Below are 17,773 nucleotides of genomic sequence, written 5' to 3'. Positions count from 1 at the left end.
CGAGAGTGGACGCTCGCTTGCGCGGCTCAGCTCAGCGCGTCCTGCACCGGGCGGAACTTGATCCGCGTCTCGGCCAGTTCGGCGTCGGGGTCGCTGTCGGCGACGATCCCGGCACCCGCCCACGCGGTGAGATCGCCGTCGTCGTCGATCTGGGCGCTGCGCAGGCCCACGGCCCACTCGCCGTCGCCGCGGCCGTCGATCCAGCCCACCGGCCCGGCGTAGCGGCCGCGGTCGAAGGGCTCGAGCTCGTCGATCAGCTGGAGCGCCGAGGCTGTGGGCGTGCCGGCGACGGCGGCCGTCGGGTGCAGGGCGTCGACCAGGTCGAGCGCCGTCGAGGCATCGCCGAGCGTGCCGCGCACGTCGGTGGCCAAGTGCCACAGGTTCGGGAGCTTCAGCGTGAAGGGCTCGCCGCTCGCGCTCAGCGACGATGTGTGCGGCCGCAGCTCCCTCAGCAGGCTCGCGATCGCGAAGGCGTGCTCGGAGCGGTCCTTGGCGCTGTCGAGGAGACCCTGCGCGATGGCCGCGTCGGACGCCGCGTCCGTCCCGCGCGCGCTCGTGCCGGCGAGGACCCGCGCGGTGATCGCTCCGTGATCGACCCCCACGAGGGTCTCGGGGCTCGCGCCGACGAAGCCGTCGACGGCGAAGGTCCAGCAGTCGGGATAGGTCGAGGCGAAGTCGACCAGGATCCGCCGCAGATCCGCGCCGCGGGGCAGGTGCCCGCGGAGGTCGCGCGCCAGCACGACCTTCTCGAGCGCCCCGGCGCGGATGCTGCCGACCGCCGAGGCCACCGCCGAGCGGTAGCCGTCCGGCGTCATCGCGCCGGGCAGGAGGGAGAGGCGGTACTCGTCGCCGAACGGCCGTGCGGCGGGCCGGTCCGCGCCTGATCCGCCGTCGGAGGTGATCGTGGTGAGCCAGGAGCGACCGCCGCGCGAGCCGACGACCGTCCGCGGCACGATCAGCACGCTGGTCGCCGACGAGTGGCTCGAGAAGGCGAACGCACCGAAGGCGACGAGCCCCGAACCCGGCAGTCCGATCGGATCGTCGACCACGGCGGAGGCGCACAGCGCCCGCCACGCGTCGGCGGCCTCGCGCAGTCGGTCGGGCCCCGAGAACTCGAGCCGGAGCGCCTCGCCGAGACCGACGAGTCCGGAGCCGTTCCGCTGCCAGAGGAGGGGACGCCGCGGATCCGCGAGAGAGGGGAGCGCCGCGGGGGAGTCCAGCGGGGTCGTCCCCACGTGGAGAGGAGGAGCCCCGGCGCCGATGAGCGTCACGCCCTAAGGCTACGCCCGCGCCGATGGGCCCTCCTCCGGATCGGGAGGGTGTGCAGACCGGCCGCCCCGCGCCGGAGCGGCGGACGTCCCACGCCCCGCGCCCTCCCGCAGGATCCGCGCCGGTACCGTGATGCGCGCCGGAGCCGCCCGCTAGGCGGAGCAGGGCGGTTCCGGTTCCTCGCACGTCCTCCCGCAACCCCGCGCGGGAGGCGGATCCACAGCCGCCGCGCCGCCGCTCGCTCTAGACTCGATGATCGTGACTAAGGCAGACCTCACCAAGCGCCCCGACGAGGTCGCCGCCATGTTCGACACGGTGGCGCCCGCCTACGACCTGACCAACACGGTCCTCTCCGCCGGCAACGACCACCTCTGGCGCATCGCCACGACGCGGGCCGTGAACCCCGTGAAGGGCGAGCGGATCCTCGACGTCGCTGCGGGCACGGGCACCTCCTCCGCCTCCCTCGCGCGCTCCGGTGCCGAGGTCGTCGCCGCGGACTTCTCGCCCGGCATGATCTCGGTCGGCCGCCGGCGCCAGGCCGGCAACGAGCTGATCGAGTTCGTGCAGGCCGACGCGATGGACCTCCCCTTCGAGGACGAGTCCTTCGACGCCGTCACGATCTCGTTCGGACTGCGCAACGTCGCCGAGCCGCGCACGGCGCTCGCCGAGTTCTTCCGCGTGGTGAAGCCGGGCGGTCGCGTCGTGATCTGCGAGTTCTCGACTCCGCCCGTGAAGCCCCTCGCCGCGGCCTACGACCTCTACCTCTCGCGGGTGATGCCGGCCGTCGTGAGCGTCGCCTCGTCGAACGACCCCGCCTACGACTACCTCGGCGACTCCATCCGTGCCTGGCCCGAGCAGAAGGTCGTGGCGTCGTGGCTGCGCGGAGCCGGCTTCGAGCGCGTCGCCTACAAGAACCTCACCTTCGGCATCGTGGCGCTGCACCGCGGCATCAAGCCGATCGTCGCGACCTCATGAGCGCCGGAGCCGACCCGGGCCGAGACGTTAGGGTTTCAGTGTGAACGCCACTGCGCCCGTCGCCCGCCGCAGCCCGTCCCTGACGGCGCAGCTCGGCCTCTCCGAGCGCATCTTCTCGACCGCGTCGGACCGCTCGCTCGCCCGCGCGATCGACGAGGGCCTCGAGCTGGTCGAGTCGGGGCTGGTCCACCAGCTCTCGTTCGCCGACCAGGTCGCCGACGTGTCGACGCGCTACCTGCTCGAGGCGGGCGGCAAGCGCGTCCGCCCGATGCTCACGCTCCTCGCCGCGCAGCTGGGCCGCGGCAACACCCCGCAGGTGCTGCTGGGCGCCCAGGCGATCGAGATCACGCACCTCGCCTCGCTGTACCACGACGACGTCATGGACGAGGCGGAGAAGCGCCGCGGCGTCCCCTCCGCCCAGACCGTGTGGGGCAACAACGTCGCGATCCTCACCGGCGACCTGCTCTTCGCCCGCGCCAACCAGCTGATGATCGAGCTCGGCGACCGCGCGATCCGCCTCCAGGCCGACACCTTCGAGCGCCTCGTCCTCGGCCAGCTGCACGAGACCGTCGGCCCGACCGACGGCGAGGACCCGGTCGGGCACTACCTCTCGGTGCTCGCCGACAAGACCGGCTCGCTCATCGCGGCCGCCGGTCGCACCGGCGTCGTCTTCGCCGACGGCCCGGCCGAGTACGAGGAGGCGATGCGCGTCTTCGGCGAGAAGATCGGCGTCGCGTTCCAGATCGTCGACGACGTCATCGACCTCTCCCCGCAGCCTGAGGAGACCGGCAAGAACCCGGGCACCGACATCCGCGCCGGCGTCTCCACGCTGCCGATCCTGCGTCTGCGCGAGCGGGCTGAGTCCGACCGCGAGGCGGCCGTGCTGCTGGCCCGCATCGAGAGCTACGTCAGCCGCACCCACGACGAGATCGCGCACACCGACGAGCAGCACGCCGACATCTCGGACGCCATCGCGCAGCTGCGCGACCACGACGTGACGGCGCAGACCCTCGCCGAGGCCCACCGCTGGGCCGACGAGGCCGTCGCCGCCCTCGCCCCGCTGCCCGACGGCTCGGTCCGCAAGGCGCTCACGCGCTTCGCGGACACCGTCGTCGACCGCAACGGCTGACCCCGATCGTCGCGGCGCTCCCTGCGCCGCAGGAAATGAGACCGGACGTGCGCCGCGGCGCCCCGGCAGGAGGAACGCAATGACCAAGCTCAGGCTGGCCATCGTCGGCGCGGGGCCCGCGGGCATCTACGCCGCCGACCTCATGATCAAGGCCGAGAAGAAGTACGACGTCTCGATCGACCTGTTCGAGCAGCTCCCGGCGCCGTACGGCCTGGTCCGCTACGGAGTCGCCCCCGACCACCCGCGCATCAAGGGCATCGTCAACGCCCTGCGCGAGGTCCTCGACCGCGGAGACATCCGCATCTTCGGCAACGTGCACTTCGGCACCGACCTCACCCTCGAGGACCTGAAGCGGCACTACCACGCGGTCATCTTCTCGACCGGAGCGATCCGCGACGCCCCGCTCGACGTCCCCGGCGTCGACCTCGAGGGCTCCTACGGAGCGGCCGACTTCGTCAGCTGGTTCGACGGGCACCCCGACGTGCCGCGCACCTGGCCGCTCGAGGCCTCCTCGGTCGCGGTCATCGGCAACGGCAACGTGGCGCTCGACGTCTCGCGGATGCTCGCCAAGCACGCCGACGACCTGCTGCCCACCGAGGTCCCGCCGAACGTCTACGAGGGGCTGAAGGCGTCGCCCGTCACCGACGTGCACGTCTTCGGCCGCCGCGGCCCGGCGCAGGTCAAGTTCACGCCGCTCGAGCTCCGCGAGCTCGGCGAGCTGCGCGACGTGGACATGATCGTGCACGACGAGGACTTCGTGCTCGACCCCGCCTCGCAGGCCGCGATCGAGACCAACAAGCAGGTCATGGTCATCAACCGCGTGCTGAACCAGTGGCGCACGCGCGAGACCGGCAGCGCGTCGCGCCGCCTCCACCTGCACTTCTGGGCCAAGCCGCTCGAGTTCGTCGACGACGGGCAGGGCCGCGTCGCCGCGATCCGCTACGAGCGCACCGAGCCGGACGGCGAGGGCGGCGTGCGCGGCACGGGCGAGATCCGCGAGGTGCCGGTGCAGGCCGTGTACCGCGCGGTCGGCTACTTCGGCTCCCCGCTCGACGGCCTCCCGTTCGACGAGATGCGCGGAGTGATCCCCAACCGCGAGGGCCAGGTCCTGGACGACGAGGACCAGCAGGTCCACGGCGTCTACGCCACCGGCTGGATCAAGCGCGGCCCGGTCGGCCTGATCGGCCACACCAAGTCCGATGCGATGGAGACCGTGGCGCACGTGCTGCGCGACCAGGCGTCGTGGTGGACGCCCGCGCACCCCGAGGAGTCGGCGATCGTGGCGCTCCTCGAGGAGCGCGGTGTCGCCTACACCGACCTCGAGGGCTGGCACCGCCTCGACGAGCACGAGCAGGCGCTCGGCGCTCCGGAGGGACGCGCCCGCGTCAAGGTCGTGCCGCGCGAGGACATGATCGCGATCTCCCGCGCCGAGACCGTCGCGGGCTGACCCCTCGCTCGTCCGAAGGCCCTCCGGTGAGCACCGGGGGGGCCTTCGTGCATGTCGGAGGGCTCCCGTACACTGCGGGCAGCTGCGAGGGCGGCGCGACGGACGGGGATGCGATGACCAGCACGACGACAGCGGGGCCGCACGACGTCATCCGGGTGCGCGGTGCCCGGCAGAACAACCTCCGGGGCGTCGACGTCGACATCCCCAAGCGCCGCATCACCGTGTTCACGGGGGTCTCGGGCTCGGGCAAGTCGTCGCTCGTCTTCGGCACGATCGCCGCGGAGTCGCAGCGGCTCATCAACGAGACCTACTCCGCCTTCGTGCAGCAGTTCATGGGCTCGCCCGCGCGGCCCGACGTCGAGTCGCTCGACGGGCTCTCGGCGACCATCGTGGTCGACCAGGAGCGCATGGGCGCCAACGGCCGCTCCACGGTCGGCACCGCGACCGACGCGTACACGATGCTGCGCATCCTCTTCAGCCGGATCGGCGACCCGCACGCCGGCACGAGCGGCGCGTTCTCGTTCAACCTGCCCGAGGGCATGTGCCCGCGCTGCGAGGGCACCGGCCGCGCCTCCGACATCGACCTCGATGCGCTCTTCGACCGCTCGAAGTCGCTCGAGGGCGGCGCGCTCGACGCGATCCCCAACTTCGTCGTCGGCGGCTGGTACTGGAAGGCCCTGGCCGAGTCGGGCCTGTACCCGGCCGACCGCCCGATCGCCGAGTTCACCCCGGAGCAGCTCGACGCGTTCCTCTACCGCCCCGCCACCAAGATGGCGATCGGGGGGATGAACCTCACGTACGAGGGCCTGGTGGTGAAGGTCACCCGGCTCTACCTGGCGAAGGAGTCGCCCCAGGCGCACATCCGCGCCTTCGCCGAGCGCGTGGCCACCTTCGCCGCCTGCCCCGAGTGCGGGGGAGCGCGGCTCACCCGCGCGGCGCTCGCCTCCCGCATCGCCGGGCGCAACATCGCCGAGTGCTCCTCGATGCAGGCGACCGACCTGGCCGAGTGGCTCCGCGGCGTCGACGACCGCTCCGTCGCCCCGATCGTCGAGACCCTGCTCGGCACCCTCGACTCGCTCGTGCAGGTCGGTCTCGGCTACCTCTCGCTCGACCGCGAGTCCGGCACGCTGTCGGGCGGCGAGGCGCAGCGCGTCAAGATGGTGCGGCACCTCGGTTCCAGCCTCACCGACATCACCTACGTCTTCGACGAGCCGACCGCCGGACTGCACCCGCACGACGTCTCGCGCATGATCGAGCTGCTGCGCCGCCTCCGCGACAAGGGCAACACGGTGCTCGTCGTCGAGCACAAGCCCGAGATCATCGTGATAGCCGACCACGTCGTCGACCTGGGGCCGCGGGCGGGTGCGCACGGCGGCGAGATCCGCTTCGAGGGATCGGTCGAGGGCCTGCGCGGCTCCGACACCCTCACCGGCAGGCACCTCGACCACCGCGTGCCGCTGAAGGCGGACGTGCGCACGCCGACCTCGTTCGCCGAGATCCGCGGGGCGGCCACGCACAACCTCCGCGGCGTCGACGTCGACGTGCCGCTCGGGATGCTGACCGTCGTCACCGGCGTCGCCGGGTCGGGCAAGTCCTCCCTCATCCACGGCAGCCTCGCGAAGCGGCCCGGAGTGGTCGTGGCCGACCAGTCGCCCATCCGGGGTTCGCGCCGCAGCAACCCGGCGACCTACACCGGAGTCCTCGACGCGATCCGCGCGGCGTTCGCGAAGGCCAACGGAGTGAAGCCCGCGCTGTTCAGCGCCAACTCCGCCGGAGCCTGCCCCGTCTGCAAGGGCGCGGGGCTCATCTTCACCGAGCTCGGACCGGCCGCCACCGTCTCGTCGGTCTGCGAGGAGTGCGAGGGCAAGCGCTTCACCGCCGAGGTGCTCGAGTACCGCCTGCGGGGCCTGAACATCCACGAGGTGCTCTCGCTGCCGATCGTCGAGGCCGCCGACTTCTTCGGCTCGGGTCCCGCGCACACGATCCTCGCCCGACTGGTCGACGTGGGCCTGGGCTACCTGACCCTCGGCCAGCCGCTCAACACGCTCTCGGGCGGCGAGCGGCAGCGTCTGAAACTGGCGATCAACATGGCGTCGAAGGGCGCCGTCTACCTCCTGGACGAGCCGACGACCGGCCTCCACCTCGCCGACGTCGACAACCTGCTGGGCCTGCTCGACCGGCTGGTCGACTCCGGGAGCTCCGTGATCGTCATCGAGCACCATCAGGCGCTGATGGCGCACGCCGACTGGATCATCGACGTGGGCCCCGGTGCCGGCCACGACGGCGGCACGGTCGTCTTCGAGGGCACGCCCCGCGATCTCGTCGCGGACGGCTCCACCCTCACCGCCCGCGCGCTGAAGGCGTACGCGTCCTGAGCGGGGCATGGCGGCCGGACGTCCTGGGGCCCGGCTTCGAGCAGCGCACCCTGCCCCTCGGCGAGGACGACGAGGGAGAGGTCGTCGCGACCCTCGTGCGCCACCGGCCGGTCGCGCCGCGCTGGCCGGGCCCCGCCTCCGGAGTGGACGTCCTCTACGTGCACGGCTGGAGCGACTACTTCTTCCAGACCGAGCTCGCCGAGTTCTGGCACGGGCTCGGCGCGCGCTTCTTCGCCCTCGACCTGCGCAAGTACGGCCGCAGCCTGCGGCCCCACCAGACGCCGGGCTTCGCGACCGATCTCACCGTCTACGACGAGGATCTCGCCGCCGCCCGGGCGGCGATGGCCGAGCACGGGCACCGCGACCGCCGGCTCGTGCTGATGGGGCACTCGACGGGCGGGCTGACGCTGAGCCTCTGGGCGGCCCGCCATCCCGACGAGCTGTCGGCGCTCGTCCTCAACAGCCCGTGGCTCGAGTTCCAGGCCCGCTCGGTGGGCCGTCAGATGCTCGCGCCGTGGATGATGCTGCGCGCCCGCGTCGCTCCGCACGGCGCTCTGCCCCCGATCGATCAGGGCTTCTACTCGCGCACCGTCTCGGCGACGCTCGAGGGGGAGTGGGAGTACGACCCCGCCTGGCGACCGGAGCGGGGGTTCCCGGTGAGCCCGGCCTGGCTGGCGGCCGTGCTCGCGGGGCACCGCCGGGTCGAGCGCGGGCTGAACCTGCGGATGCCCGTGATGACGATGCTCTCCTCCCGCAGCGTGCTGCTGCCGTGGTGGAGCGACGAGATGCGCTCGGCCGATGTCGCCCTCGACGTGCGGTCGATCGGCGAGCGCGCCGCGACGCTGGGATCCACGGTGACGATCGTCCGCCTCGACGGAGCCGTGCACGACGTCGTGCTCTCGGCACCCCGGATCCGAGCTCGCGCCTACGCCGAGCTCGAGCGGTGGGCGCGCGGCTACCTCGCCCCCGACCGCCCGGCGGAGGGGCGGGGCGCGTCCTTCGCCGAGCGGCTCAGCGCGAGAACGGGCCGCGCAGCGCCGCCCACTGCAGGAGCATGATCGTCTTCGCGTCCACGATCTGGACCCCGATCTGGGTGAGGGCCTCGTCGAAGGAGAGCTCCACGACCTCGGTGTCCTCGCCCTCGTCGGCGAGGCCGGCGAACGCGCCCTCCCGGGAGCCGGCGCGGTAGCGTCCCGCGTAGAAGTGCAGCATCTCGGTGATCGAGCCGGGGCTCATGTAGGCGTCGAAGACGTGCTCGAGCCTGCCGACCTCGAGACCGGTCTCCTCCGAGGCCTCGCGGCGGGCGCCCTCCTCGGGCCCCTCCTCGTCGAGCAGACCGGCGGGCACCTCGAGGAGCATGCCGTCGAGGTTCCCGTTGACGTAGGTGGGGTAGCGGAACTGCCGCACGAGCACCACGGTGCGCGCATCGGCGTCGTACAGCAGCACGGCCGCCCCGTTGCCGCGGTCGTACGTCTCGCGGTGCTCGGTGGTCACTCGGCCGTCGCGGTGGCGGTACTCGAACTCGGTCGTGCGCAGGACGTACCAGTGGCTCGAGAGCAGGGTCACCCGCTTCACATCGACGTCGGGGTTGCCGGTGAGGTCGTAGCCCTCCTGATCGAGGCCGGTGCGGCCCCGGCGGTCGGGCTCGTCGATCCCGGCGGTCATGCTCGTGCTCCTGCGGTCGACATCCCTCAGCGGAAGTTGACGAACTGGAGGTCGAGATCGAGGTCCGCGCCCTTGAGCAGCGCCATCGTGGCCTGCAGGTCGTCGCGGCTCTTCGACGAGACGCGCAGCTCATCGCCCTGGATCTGGGACTTGACCGACTTGGGGGCCTCGTCGCGGATCAGCTTGTTGATCTTCTTCGCGTGCTCCTGGTCGATGCCGTCCTTGAGCGTCGACTCGATCCGGTACTCCTTGCCCGAGGGGAAGGGCTCGCCGGAGTCGAGGCTCTTCAGGCTGATGCCGCGCTTGATCAGCTTCGACTGGAAGACGTCGAGGATCGCGTTCGCGCGCTCCTCCGTGTTGGCCTTGATCAGGATCTTCTCGCCGCTCCACGCGATCGAGGCGCCGACGTTCTTGAAGTCGTAGCGCTGCTCGACCTCCTTGTGCGCCTGGTTGAGGGCGTTGTCCGCCTCCATCTTGTCGACCTTGCTGACGACGTCGAACGTTGAATCTGCCATGCCTGCGAGTTTAGCTTCCGGCCGTCCCGGGCTCCCGGGCGCCGCCGGGCGTCCGCGGAGGCTGTCCTGGTACCACTGGAGGATGCGCCGTCCCCACGCTCTGCTCCTGCTGCCGGTCGTCGGCGCGCTGCTCGCGGGCTGCAGCGCCGCCACCACGTCGACGATCGAGTACGAGGGCGGAGTCGTGACGGTCCCGCCGGCGGCTCCGGCACCCGCGTCGGTCGATCCCGCGCTGCTCGAGGACCCGGATGCGACGGCCGCGACCCCCGTGCGCTTCCTGACCAGCCCGGAGTGGCTGACCGGCACCGCCGAGGGCAGCGGGATTCCGGAGCGCGCGCTGACCGCCTACGCGGGAGCAGCGCTGCTCACCTCCTCCGTCGACCCCGGTTGCGGACTCGACTGGGCGACGCTCGCCGGCATCGGGTACGTCGAGAGCAGGCACGGCACCATCTTCGGCAGCGCGCTGGGCGAGGACGGGCGCGCGGCCGAGCCGATCTACGGCCCGCGACTGGACGGCACCGAGTTCGACCGCGTCGAGGACAACGACGGAGGGGCGCTCGACGGCGACCCGGAAGTCGACCGCGCGATGGGCCCGCTCCAGATCATCCCGGCGACCTGGATGCGCTGGGCCTCCAGCGGCTGGGATCCGCAGAACGTCGACCAGCAGGCGGTGACCGCCGCCCGCTACCTGTGCGAGGCCGGCGGCGACCTGTCGACGGAGTCGGGCTGGCGCGCGGCCATCGCGGCGTACAACCCGGCGACCAGCTACGCCGGCAAGGTGGCCGAGGCGGCGTCGCGCTACGCCGCGGCGGCCGAGTGACGCGTCCCCGCGCCGATTTCCGATCCGCCCGCCGCGCGGGTATCCTTTACCAGCGCCTTCGGTCGAGAGCACGACTCCCGGTCGGGTGCGCCACGGCGAGTTACCCTAGCGGCCAAAGGGATCTGACTGTAAATCAGACGGCGTAGCCTTCGGGGGTTCGAATCCCTCACTCGCCACACGCATCGCAGAACGCCCCGATCACCAGAAGGTGACCGGGGCGTTCCCGCGTCGTGGGCCCCGTCTCCGGGGCCCGCGCGCTCAGCGCCGGAGGCGCAGCGTCACCAGCTGGAACGGGCGGAGCGACAGGGTCGCGCCGGATCCGGAGGCGGAGGAGACCGTCGCGTCGTCCTCGAGCGGGCGCTCGAGGAGGTCGGTCGCCACCACCGCCGACACGGCGAAGTCGGCGGTCAGCTCGGTCGTCGAGCGTAGGCCCAGCGCCTCGTAGAGCCGCACGATCACGTCGCCGCTGCCGTCCTCGGCGAGCTTGACCGCCTCCACGACGGCCGCGGGGGAGGAGAGCGCCACGAGCGGAGCGAGCTCCTCCTCCGCCGCCCCGTCGACGAGGCGCTCGGGGAGGTTGATCCGGTAGCCGGCGGTCACCGCGTCCTGCGTGGTGGCCCCGACGACGACGCCGACGCGCAGACGGTGCTGCCCGCGGTCCTGCTGCGGGTCGGGGAACACGGCCGAGCGCAGAAGCGAGAGCCGCGCCACCGTGGTGCTGCCGCCGCCGCGGCGGGGCTGCCGGGTGACGTCGTAGCCGTAGGTCGAGTCGTTCGTGATCGCGACGCCGTACGCGCCTTCGCCGACGCGGATCCAGCGGTGCGCGCTGGTCTCGTAGCGGGCCGCGTCCCAGGACGTGTTCGCGTGCGTCGGCCGCTCGATGTGCCCGAACTGGATCTCGGAGGCGAACCGGTCGGCGTGCACGTCGACCGGGAACGCGAGCTTGAGCAGCTTCTGGCTCTCCTGCCAGTCGATGTCGACCGTGAGCCCGAGCTCGGCCGAGCCGGGCTCGAGGGTGATCGTCTCGACGAGCCGCGACGAGGAGAAGGAGCGCTCGACGATCACCGAGACCCCGTCCTCGCCCAGCCGCACGCTGTCGGCGGCGACCAGGTCGCTGACGTGGCGGCGGTAGTGGTGGTCGATGTCCCAGGCGTCCCACTTGTTCGGGGTGTCGCGGTGCAGCTGGAACACGCCGGCGCGCTCGCCCGGGGGCACGGCGTCGCGGCCCGTCGCGAGATCGACCAGCTCGGCCAGCAGGCCGTCGGAGTCGACGCGGACGCGGATCCGCTCGTTCTCGAGCACGAAGCCGCCGTCCTGCTCGTGCACGCGGAGTCGCGAGGGCGCCGCCGCGGAGGACGAGGCGCCGAGCGCCGCGACGCCGGCTCGCGGGTGCGGTGCGGCGTTGACGCGGAGCACGTGCTCGCCCGTTCCCGCGAGTGCCCGCAGCGCCTCGGTGATCACGGCCTCCAGGCGCACCGCGATCGCCGCGTAGTTGCGCTCGGCGTCCTGGTGCACCCAGGCGATGGAGGAGCCGGGGAGGATGTCGTGGAACTGCTGCAGCAGCACGAGCTGCCAGAGCTCCCGCAGCTCGGCGGCCGGGTACTCGGCTCCGGTGCGCACGGTCGCGGTGCTCGCCCACAGCTCCGCCTCGCGGAGGAGGTGCTCGCTGCGGCGGTTGCCCTGCTTGGTGCGCAGCTGGCTCGTGTAGACGCCGCGGTGCGACTCCAGGTAGAGCTCTCCGCTCCAGACCTCGGGCTGCGGGTACTCGGCCTCGGCCGCTTCGAAGAACGCGCGGGGCGACGAGTGCTCGACGCGCGGCGAGCCCTCGAGGGAGGTCGTGCGCGCGACGGTCGCGACCATCTCGCGGGTCGGGCCGCCGCCTCCGTCGCCGTAGCCGTAGGGGAGGAGGGAGGCGGTGCTGCGGCCGTGGTCGGCGAAGTTGCGCTCGGCGTGGGCGAGGTCGGACGCGACGAGGTCGGAGTTGTACTTGTCGACCGGCGGGAAGTGGGTGAAGATCCGCGTGCCGTCGATGCCCTCCCAGTCGAAGGTGTGGTGCGGCATCGTGTTGGTCTCGTTCCACGAGATCTTCTGCGTGAGGAACCAGCGGGCCCCCGCGGCGCGGGCGATCTGCGGCAGGGCGCCGGAGTAGCCGAAGGAGTCGGGCAGCCAGACCTCCTCGCACTCCACGCCGAACTCCTCGAGGAAGAACTGCTTGCCGGCGACGAACTGGCGGGCCATCGCCTCGCCGCCCGGCAGGTTGGTGTCGGACTCGACCCACATCCCGCCGACCGGCACGAACTGACCGGCCGCGACCTTCTCGCGGATCCGCTCGAACAGCTCCGGGTAGTGCTCCTTCATCCAGGCGAACTGCTGCGCGGACGAGCAGGCGAAGACGAAGTCGGGGTGCTCGTCCATCAGGGCGATCACATTCGAGAAGGTGCGCGCGCACTTGCGGATCGTCTCGCGCACGGGCCAGAGCCAGGCGGAGTCGATGTGCGCGTGCCCGACGGCGTGCAGTCGGTGGGCGCTGGGGACGGCCGGGCTCGCGAGCACGCCCTCGAGGGCGCGGCGGCCGGCGGCGGCGGTCCCGGAGACGTCGGACGGGTCGACCGCGTCGGTCACCGCCTCGAGTGCGACGAGCAGCTCGGCGCGGCGGGGCGAGCCGACCACCAGCTCGTCCACCAGTCCGCGCAGCACGCGCACGTCCTGCAGCAGCTCCCAGACGTCGACGTCGAGCAGCGCGACGTCGACGCGGCGCAGGACGTACTGCGGAGCGTCGCCCGCCGTCGCGAGGTCGCCCACGGTGGTCGGGCGGAAGCTCCAGTCGCTGCCGACGTCGGGGTTCGCCGCGGCCTCGATCAGCACGTCGACCCGGCCGTCCGCGTCGACCGCTCCGGCGGCCGTGCTGTTGAACGGCGAGATCGCCTTCACGATCACGCCGTCGGGCCGCCAGACGAGCGCCTCGGACTGGAAGCCCGACTGGCCGCCGTCGAAGCCGAGGTCCACGACCAGCTCCGGTCGCACACCCTCGGGCAGCGCGCCGTCGACGAGCCACTCGGCGGGCACCGAGCCCGACACCTTCAGCCACAGCGTCGACCAGGGGCGGCCCCAGGCGGTGCCGGCCGAGAACGGTGCGTACGCGGCCCCGGCGGCCTCGGCGAACGGAACGGGCTCACCCGGCGCCTCCCACGCGAGGAGATCGAGCGGCGCCGTGGCGCGGTGGACGGCGGGCAGCAGGCGCTCGCGGACGAAGCGGTCGACGCGCTCTTCGACGAGCAGGCGGCGGTCGTGCATGAGGGGGTTCCTTCCGGAGGGAGCGGGCGGCCGGGCGCGGGCTCAGCCCTTGACGGCGCCGGCCAGCGCCGAGGCGCCGCCGAGACCGCGCTGGACGAGCACGTAGAGCGCCAGGACCGGCAGCGAGTAGACGAGGGAGTAGGCGGCGAGCTGGCCGTAGGCGACCGCTCCGTTCGCGCCGAAGAAGTTGAAGATGCTGACCGCGGCCGGCTGCTTGTCGGGGCTGAGCAGCAGCACGAAGGGGACGAAGAAGTTCCCCCACGCCTGGACGAAGGTGAAGATGAAGACCACCGCGATCCCGGGGCGCATCAGCGGGATGACGATGCGGACGAGCGTCGTCATCGACGAGGCGCCGTCCATCCAGGCGGCCTCCTCGAGGCTGATCGGCACCGAGTCCATGAAGTTCTTCAGCATCCAGATCGCGATCGGCAGCGACGAGGCGGTGAGGAAGAACACGGTGCCCATCAGCGAGTCGATCAGGTTGAGCTGCACGAACAGGCTGTAGACGGGCACCATCATCGCGGTGATCGGGAGGCAGGTGCCGAAGAGGATCCCGTAGAGGAACGGCTTCGTGATCCGCATCCGGTAGCGCGAGAGCGGGTACGCCGCGAGCAGTCCGAGGACGACCGTGAGCAGCGCGGCGCCGCCCGAGAGCAGCACGCTGTTGCCCAGCGGCCCGAAGGTCAGCTCGGGGGTGAGGACGCTGCGGAAGTTCTCGAGGGTGACGACCGTGGGCAGCCGGACCGAGAGGGTCGGATTGGCGTCGATGGAGGCGAGCACCAGCCACAGCAGCGGCAGCGCGAAGCACGCGCCGATGACCAGCAGCACGGTGTTCGAGAGCGTGCGCATCACGCGGTGCGAGGGGGCGGACATCGAGATCGACATGGTCAGTCCACTTCCGAGCGCAGCGCGCGCACGTAGAACACGGAGAAGATGCCGCCGACGAGCAGCATGATGGTGGCGATCGCGGTGCCGAAGCCGATCTGGCCGAACTTGAACGCCTCCTGGTAGGCGAGCAGCGGCAGGGTCGTCGCCGACGTGCCGGGTCCGCCGCCGGTCATGACGTAGACGAGCGTGAAGACCGAGAGGGTCTGGAGCGTCGTGATCATGGCGTTGGTGGCGATGGTGCGGCGGATCATCGGGATGGTGACGAACAGCAGTCGCTTCACTCCGCTGGCGCCGTCCATCTCGGCCGCCTCGGTGATCTCCGGCGGCACGTCGGCCAGCGCTGCGGAGTAGACGAGCATCGAGAACGCGGTGCCGCGCCAGATGTTCGCCACGATCACCGTGACCATCGGGAACACGTAGAGCCAGCTCGGGCCGCTGATCCCGAGCAGGGCGAGGATCGAGTTGGCGGTGCCCTCGTCGCGGAAGAACGCGTACGAGGCGAACGCCGCCACGATCTCGGGCAGGACCCACGCGGTCACGACGATCGTGCCGACGATGCTGCGGACGACCGGCCCGGAGGCCCGCATCAGCAGGGCGAGGCCCAGACCGAGCACGTTCTGCCCGATCACGGCCGAGCCGAGCACGAACACGACCGTGAGGATCACGGCGTGGGGGAAGTCCGGGTCCTGGAACAGGGCGACGTAGTTGTCGAAGCCGACGAACGAGTTCGCCGCGGCGGTGCTCCCCGAGAGGGAGGAGTCGGTGAAGGATCCCCAGAACGAGACGAGGATCGGCCCGAGCAGGAAGATCGCGAGGATCACCGTGGCGGGGCCCAGGGGCAGGGTGCGCAGGAGCGAGCGGCGGCGGTGCAGCGCCGCCGACCTCGCTCCCTCGCCGGTCGGCGGCCGGGAGCCCGGGAGCTCCTGGCCGTCTACCGGTCGCGCGGGTGCGCGGAGGGAGGGGGTCACGCTACTCGGCTTCCGTCACGCCGTCGGCTCCGACGATGCCCTTGACGGCCTCGTCGTACGCGGCGGCGGCCTCGTCGACGCTCTGCTGCCCGGTCATCACCGACTCCATCGCGACGGTGATCGCGTTCGAGATCTGCCCGTAGTCCTCGGTGGCGGGACGGAAGTGCGTGTTCGGCACGAGGCTCGAGAAGAACTCGAACGACGGGTTCGCGGCGACGTACTCCGGGTCCTCGGCCACGTCGGCGCGGACCGCGATCTGCGAGTTCGAGATCGCGTACGACTGGGAGTTGTCCTTGTTCAGCGCCGTGGTGAGGAAGTCGAAGGCGAGGTCGGGCGCCTTCGTGTTCGCGCCGATCGCGAGGGTCCAGCCGCCGGACATGCTGGTCGCGCCGGGGGCGTCGCCGAACTGGGTCGGCATCGGCGCCAGGGCGAGGGTCGAATCCCACTCGGGCCAGGGGCTGGAGCCGCCCTCGATCCAGGCACCGGACTGCCAGGAGCCGTCCAGGGCGATGGCGAGGGTGCTCGACGGCAGCCACTCCGCGGTCACGTTGGTGAAGATGTTGGGGTCGAGCGCCTGCTGCGGAGTCGGGCCGAGGCCGTCCTGGTAGACGTCGCCGATGAAGGAGAGGGAGTCGCGGAAGCCCTGGCTGCCCGTGATCCACTTCTTGGAGTCGGCGTCGTAGAGGGTGTCCTCGGTGCCGTAGAGCAGCATCTCGAGGCCCTGCATCGAGGCGGCCTCGCCGGCGGCCTTGCCGGAGTAGACGTTCAGCGGGATCACGTCGGGCAGCTCTGCCTTGATCGTCGCGGCGGTGTCGATCACGTCCTGCCAGGTCGCGGGCGCCCAGGGCGTGGCGATGCCGGCCTGCTCGAAGAGCTCGGTGTTGTACCAGAGGCCGCGGGTGTCGGTGCCGAGCGAGACCCCGTAGGTCTTGCCGTCCGGGCCGAGACCGGCCTGCTTGGCTCCGTCGGCGAACTGCGACCAGTCCTCCCACTCGGCGAGGCGGTCGTCCAGGGGCAGGAGGTAGCCGGCCGCGGCGTCGGACTGGATCTTGAAGGTGTCCTCGTACTGCACGTCGGGGGCGGTGGCCGCCGACTTGTTCATCAGCGCGAGCTTCGTGTAGTAGTCGGGGCCTTCGCCCTGGATCGGGACCAGCTCGATCGTGACGCCCTCGTGGGCGGCTTCGTACTGCTCCTTCGCGGTCTCCATCAGCGTCTGCATCTGGGCGAAGGTGGCGGTCGTCTGGTAGGCCACCTTGATCGACTTCGGCTCCTCGCCTCCGGCGGAGGGAGTCGACGCCGAGCAGGCCGTGAGGCCCATCACGACGGTGAGTGCAGCGGCGGCGACCGCGACTCGACGGGACATGAAAGCTCCTTTGCTTCAGGGTCGCGACTGCGACCGGACGACCCCCGCCCCCGAGGGAGGGGCGAGGGTCGGAGCGTCCGCGCACGCGGGTCCGCTCCGGGGCCGAGCGAGTTGTCCCACCGGCCTCCGGGCTATTTATAAATCGTCTTGAATAACTCTGTCAAGAGCGACTGCCCGGTCCAGAGCCGGGCGATGATGACGATCAGGTCTCGATGAGGAGCGACGCCGTCGCAGGCGTCAGCGCGCGGTCGAGGACCACGCAGGCGGCGCCGATCGCCGCGATGTCCTCGCCCAGCCGGGAGCTGCGCAGCTCGACGCGATGGGTGAGCATCGAGGCGGGGTCCTCGGCGAGGGCGGTGGCGACGACGGGCAGGACGGCGCCGGCCGCCCGCTCCCAGAAGGGTCCGCCGAAGATCACGTGATCGAGATCGAGCAGCCCCGCGATGTTGAGCACGCCGCGCGCGATCCGCTGCGCCGCGACGCGGACGATGGCAGCGGCGTCCTCGTCCTGGGCGTCGGCACGCTCGAGCAGGCGGCTGAACCCGGCGTCGACGGAGCTCGGATCGAGCACGTCGCGCGGAGGAGGCAGGATGCCGCGCTCGACGGCCTCCGCGACGAGCGCGCTCGGAGCGATGGAGTCGCCCAGGCAGCCGCGCCGCCCGCACCGGCACAGCGGCCCGTCCGGGTCCACGATCAGGTGCCCGATGTCGCCCGCGTTGCTGCTGGCGCCGCGCACGACGGCGCCGTGCACGACCAGGCCCGCTCCGACTCCGGTGCCGTAGTAGAAGAGCAGGCCGTTCGCGCCCACGTCCTGGGTCGAGATCCAGGTCTCGGCCACCATCGCGGCCGTCACGTCCTTCTCGACGTGCACCGGGAGGCCTGTCGAGGCCGACAGCGACTCGCCCAGCGGCACGTCGTGCCACTCCTCGAGCAGCGGCGGGTCGAAGATCCGGCCCTGCTCGGCGTCGAGCGGACCCGGGAAGGCGATGCCGACCCCCAGGACCCGCTCCCGATCCACGCCCGAGGTCTCGATGATGGCGGCGACCGAGGCACTCAGGCGGGCGA

At 71.7% G+C, this 17,773-nt stretch carries 14 protein-coding genes and 1 tRNA gene; 7 read left to right on the top strand and 8 right to left on the bottom strand.

What is annotated here, in order from left to right:
- Positions 1–26: 26 nt before the first annotated feature.
- Positions 27–1,271 carry an isochorismate synthase MenF gene (locus IOC53_RS10345; protein ID WP_374070647.1) on the bottom strand — a complete coding sequence of 415 codons (1,245 nt, stop codon included), beginning with the start codon at positions 1,269–1,271 and terminating at the stop codon, positions 27–29.
- Positions 1,272–1,521: 250 nt separating this feature from the next.
- Between IOC53_RS10345 and ubiE the strand changes: the two genes are divergently transcribed.
- The 5 genes from ubiE (at position 1,522) to IOC53_RS10320 (ending at position 8,253) form a co-directional block, all read left to right on the top strand.
- On the top strand, positions 1,522–2,244 hold the full coding sequence (gene ubiE / locus IOC53_RS10340; RefSeq protein ID WP_207405434.1) for a bifunctional demethylmenaquinone methyltransferase/2-methoxy-6-polyprenyl-1,4-benzoquinol methylase UbiE: 723 nt from the start codon (positions 1,522–1,524) through the stop codon (positions 2,242–2,244).
- Between the two features lie 40 nt (positions 2,245–2,284).
- Positions 2,285–3,373 carry a polyprenyl synthetase family protein gene (locus IOC53_RS10335; RefSeq protein ID WP_207405432.1) on the top strand — a complete coding sequence of 363 codons (1,089 nt, stop codon included), beginning with the start codon at positions 2,285–2,287 and terminating at the stop codon, positions 3,371–3,373.
- Positions 3,374–3,452: 79 nt separating this feature from the next.
- Positions 3,453–4,820, top strand: a complete 1,368-nt coding sequence (locus IOC53_RS10330) for an FAD-dependent oxidoreductase (protein ID WP_207405430.1) — start codon at positions 3,453–3,455, stop codon at positions 4,818–4,820.
- A 113-nt stretch (positions 4,821–4,933) separates the two neighbouring features.
- Positions 4,934–7,195 (top strand): excinuclease ABC subunit UvrA, encoded by a 2,262-nt coding sequence (locus IOC53_RS10325; protein ID WP_207405428.1) that lies wholly within the window; start codon positions 4,934–4,936, stop codon positions 7,193–7,195.
- 95 nt (positions 7,196–7,290) lie between these two features.
- The gene (locus IOC53_RS10320; protein WP_307786148.1) at positions 7,291–8,253 is read left to right on the top strand and encodes an alpha/beta hydrolase; all 963 of its coding nucleotides are present in this window, start codon (positions 7,291–7,293) and stop codon (positions 8,251–8,253) included.
- Here the strand turns inward: IOC53_RS10320 and IOC53_RS10315 are convergent.
- Positions 8,207–8,860, bottom strand: coding sequence for an NUDIX domain-containing protein (locus IOC53_RS10315; RefSeq protein ID WP_207405426.1), 654 nt, complete (start codon positions 8,858–8,860; stop codon positions 8,207–8,209). The two genes, IOC53_RS10320 and IOC53_RS10315, sit on opposite strands and share 47 nt — an antisense overlap.
- 26 nt (positions 8,861–8,886) lie before the next feature.
- Positions 8,887–9,375 (bottom strand): YajQ family cyclic di-GMP-binding protein, encoded by a 489-nt coding sequence (locus IOC53_RS10310; RefSeq protein WP_207405424.1) that lies wholly within the window; start codon positions 9,373–9,375, stop codon positions 8,887–8,889.
- Between the two features lie 82 nt (positions 9,376–9,457).
- Here IOC53_RS10310 and IOC53_RS10305 point away from each other — a divergent pair, with 82 nt between their 5' ends.
- Positions 9,458–10,195, top strand: a complete 738-nt coding sequence (locus IOC53_RS10305; RefSeq protein ID WP_207405422.1) for a hypothetical protein — start codon at positions 9,458–9,460, stop codon at positions 10,193–10,195.
- A gap of 94 nt (positions 10,196–10,289) precedes the next feature.
- A tRNA-Tyr gene (locus IOC53_RS10300) sits at positions 10,290–10,371 on the top strand.
- Positions 10,372–10,453: 82 nt separating this feature from the next.
- On the opposite strand, the gene IOC53_RS10295 is transcribed toward IOC53_RS10300, so the two are convergent.
- The 5 genes from IOC53_RS10295 to IOC53_RS10275 all read right to left on the bottom strand — a co-directional run.
- Entirely contained in the window at positions 10,454–13,489 is a 3,036-nt protein-coding gene (locus IOC53_RS10295; RefSeq protein WP_207405420.1) for a glycoside hydrolase family 38 C-terminal domain-containing protein, read from the bottom strand.
- Between the two features lie 42 nt (positions 13,490–13,531).
- Entirely contained in the window at positions 13,532–14,374 is an 843-nt protein-coding gene (locus tag IOC53_RS10290; RefSeq protein ID WP_242683181.1) for a carbohydrate ABC transporter permease, read from the bottom strand.
- Between the two features lie 2 nt (positions 14,375–14,376).
- Positions 14,377–15,345 carry a carbohydrate ABC transporter permease gene (locus tag IOC53_RS10285; protein ID WP_207405418.1) on the bottom strand — a complete coding sequence of 323 codons (969 nt, stop codon included), beginning with the start codon at positions 15,343–15,345 and terminating at the stop codon, positions 14,377–14,379.
- A 1-nt stretch (position 15,346) separates the two neighbouring features.
- Positions 15,347–16,708 carry an extracellular solute-binding protein gene (locus IOC53_RS10280; RefSeq protein WP_207405416.1) on the bottom strand — a complete coding sequence of 454 codons (1,362 nt, stop codon included), beginning with the start codon at positions 16,706–16,708 and terminating at the stop codon, positions 15,347–15,349.
- A gap of 202 nt (positions 16,709–16,910) precedes the next feature.
- Positions 16,911–17,773, bottom strand: an 863-nt coding sequence (locus IOC53_RS10275; RefSeq protein WP_207405413.1) for an ROK family protein, incomplete at its 5' end; no start/stop codon positions are given.

Origin of the sequence: Rathayibacter sp. SD072 (genome assembly GCF_017355185.1) — a bacterium.
Lineage (GTDB): Bacteria > Actinomycetota > Actinomycetes > Actinomycetales > Microbacteriaceae > Rathayibacter.
The sequence above is the reverse complement of the archived record's forward strand: the minus strand, read 5'-3'. Positions and strand labels throughout refer to the sequence as shown.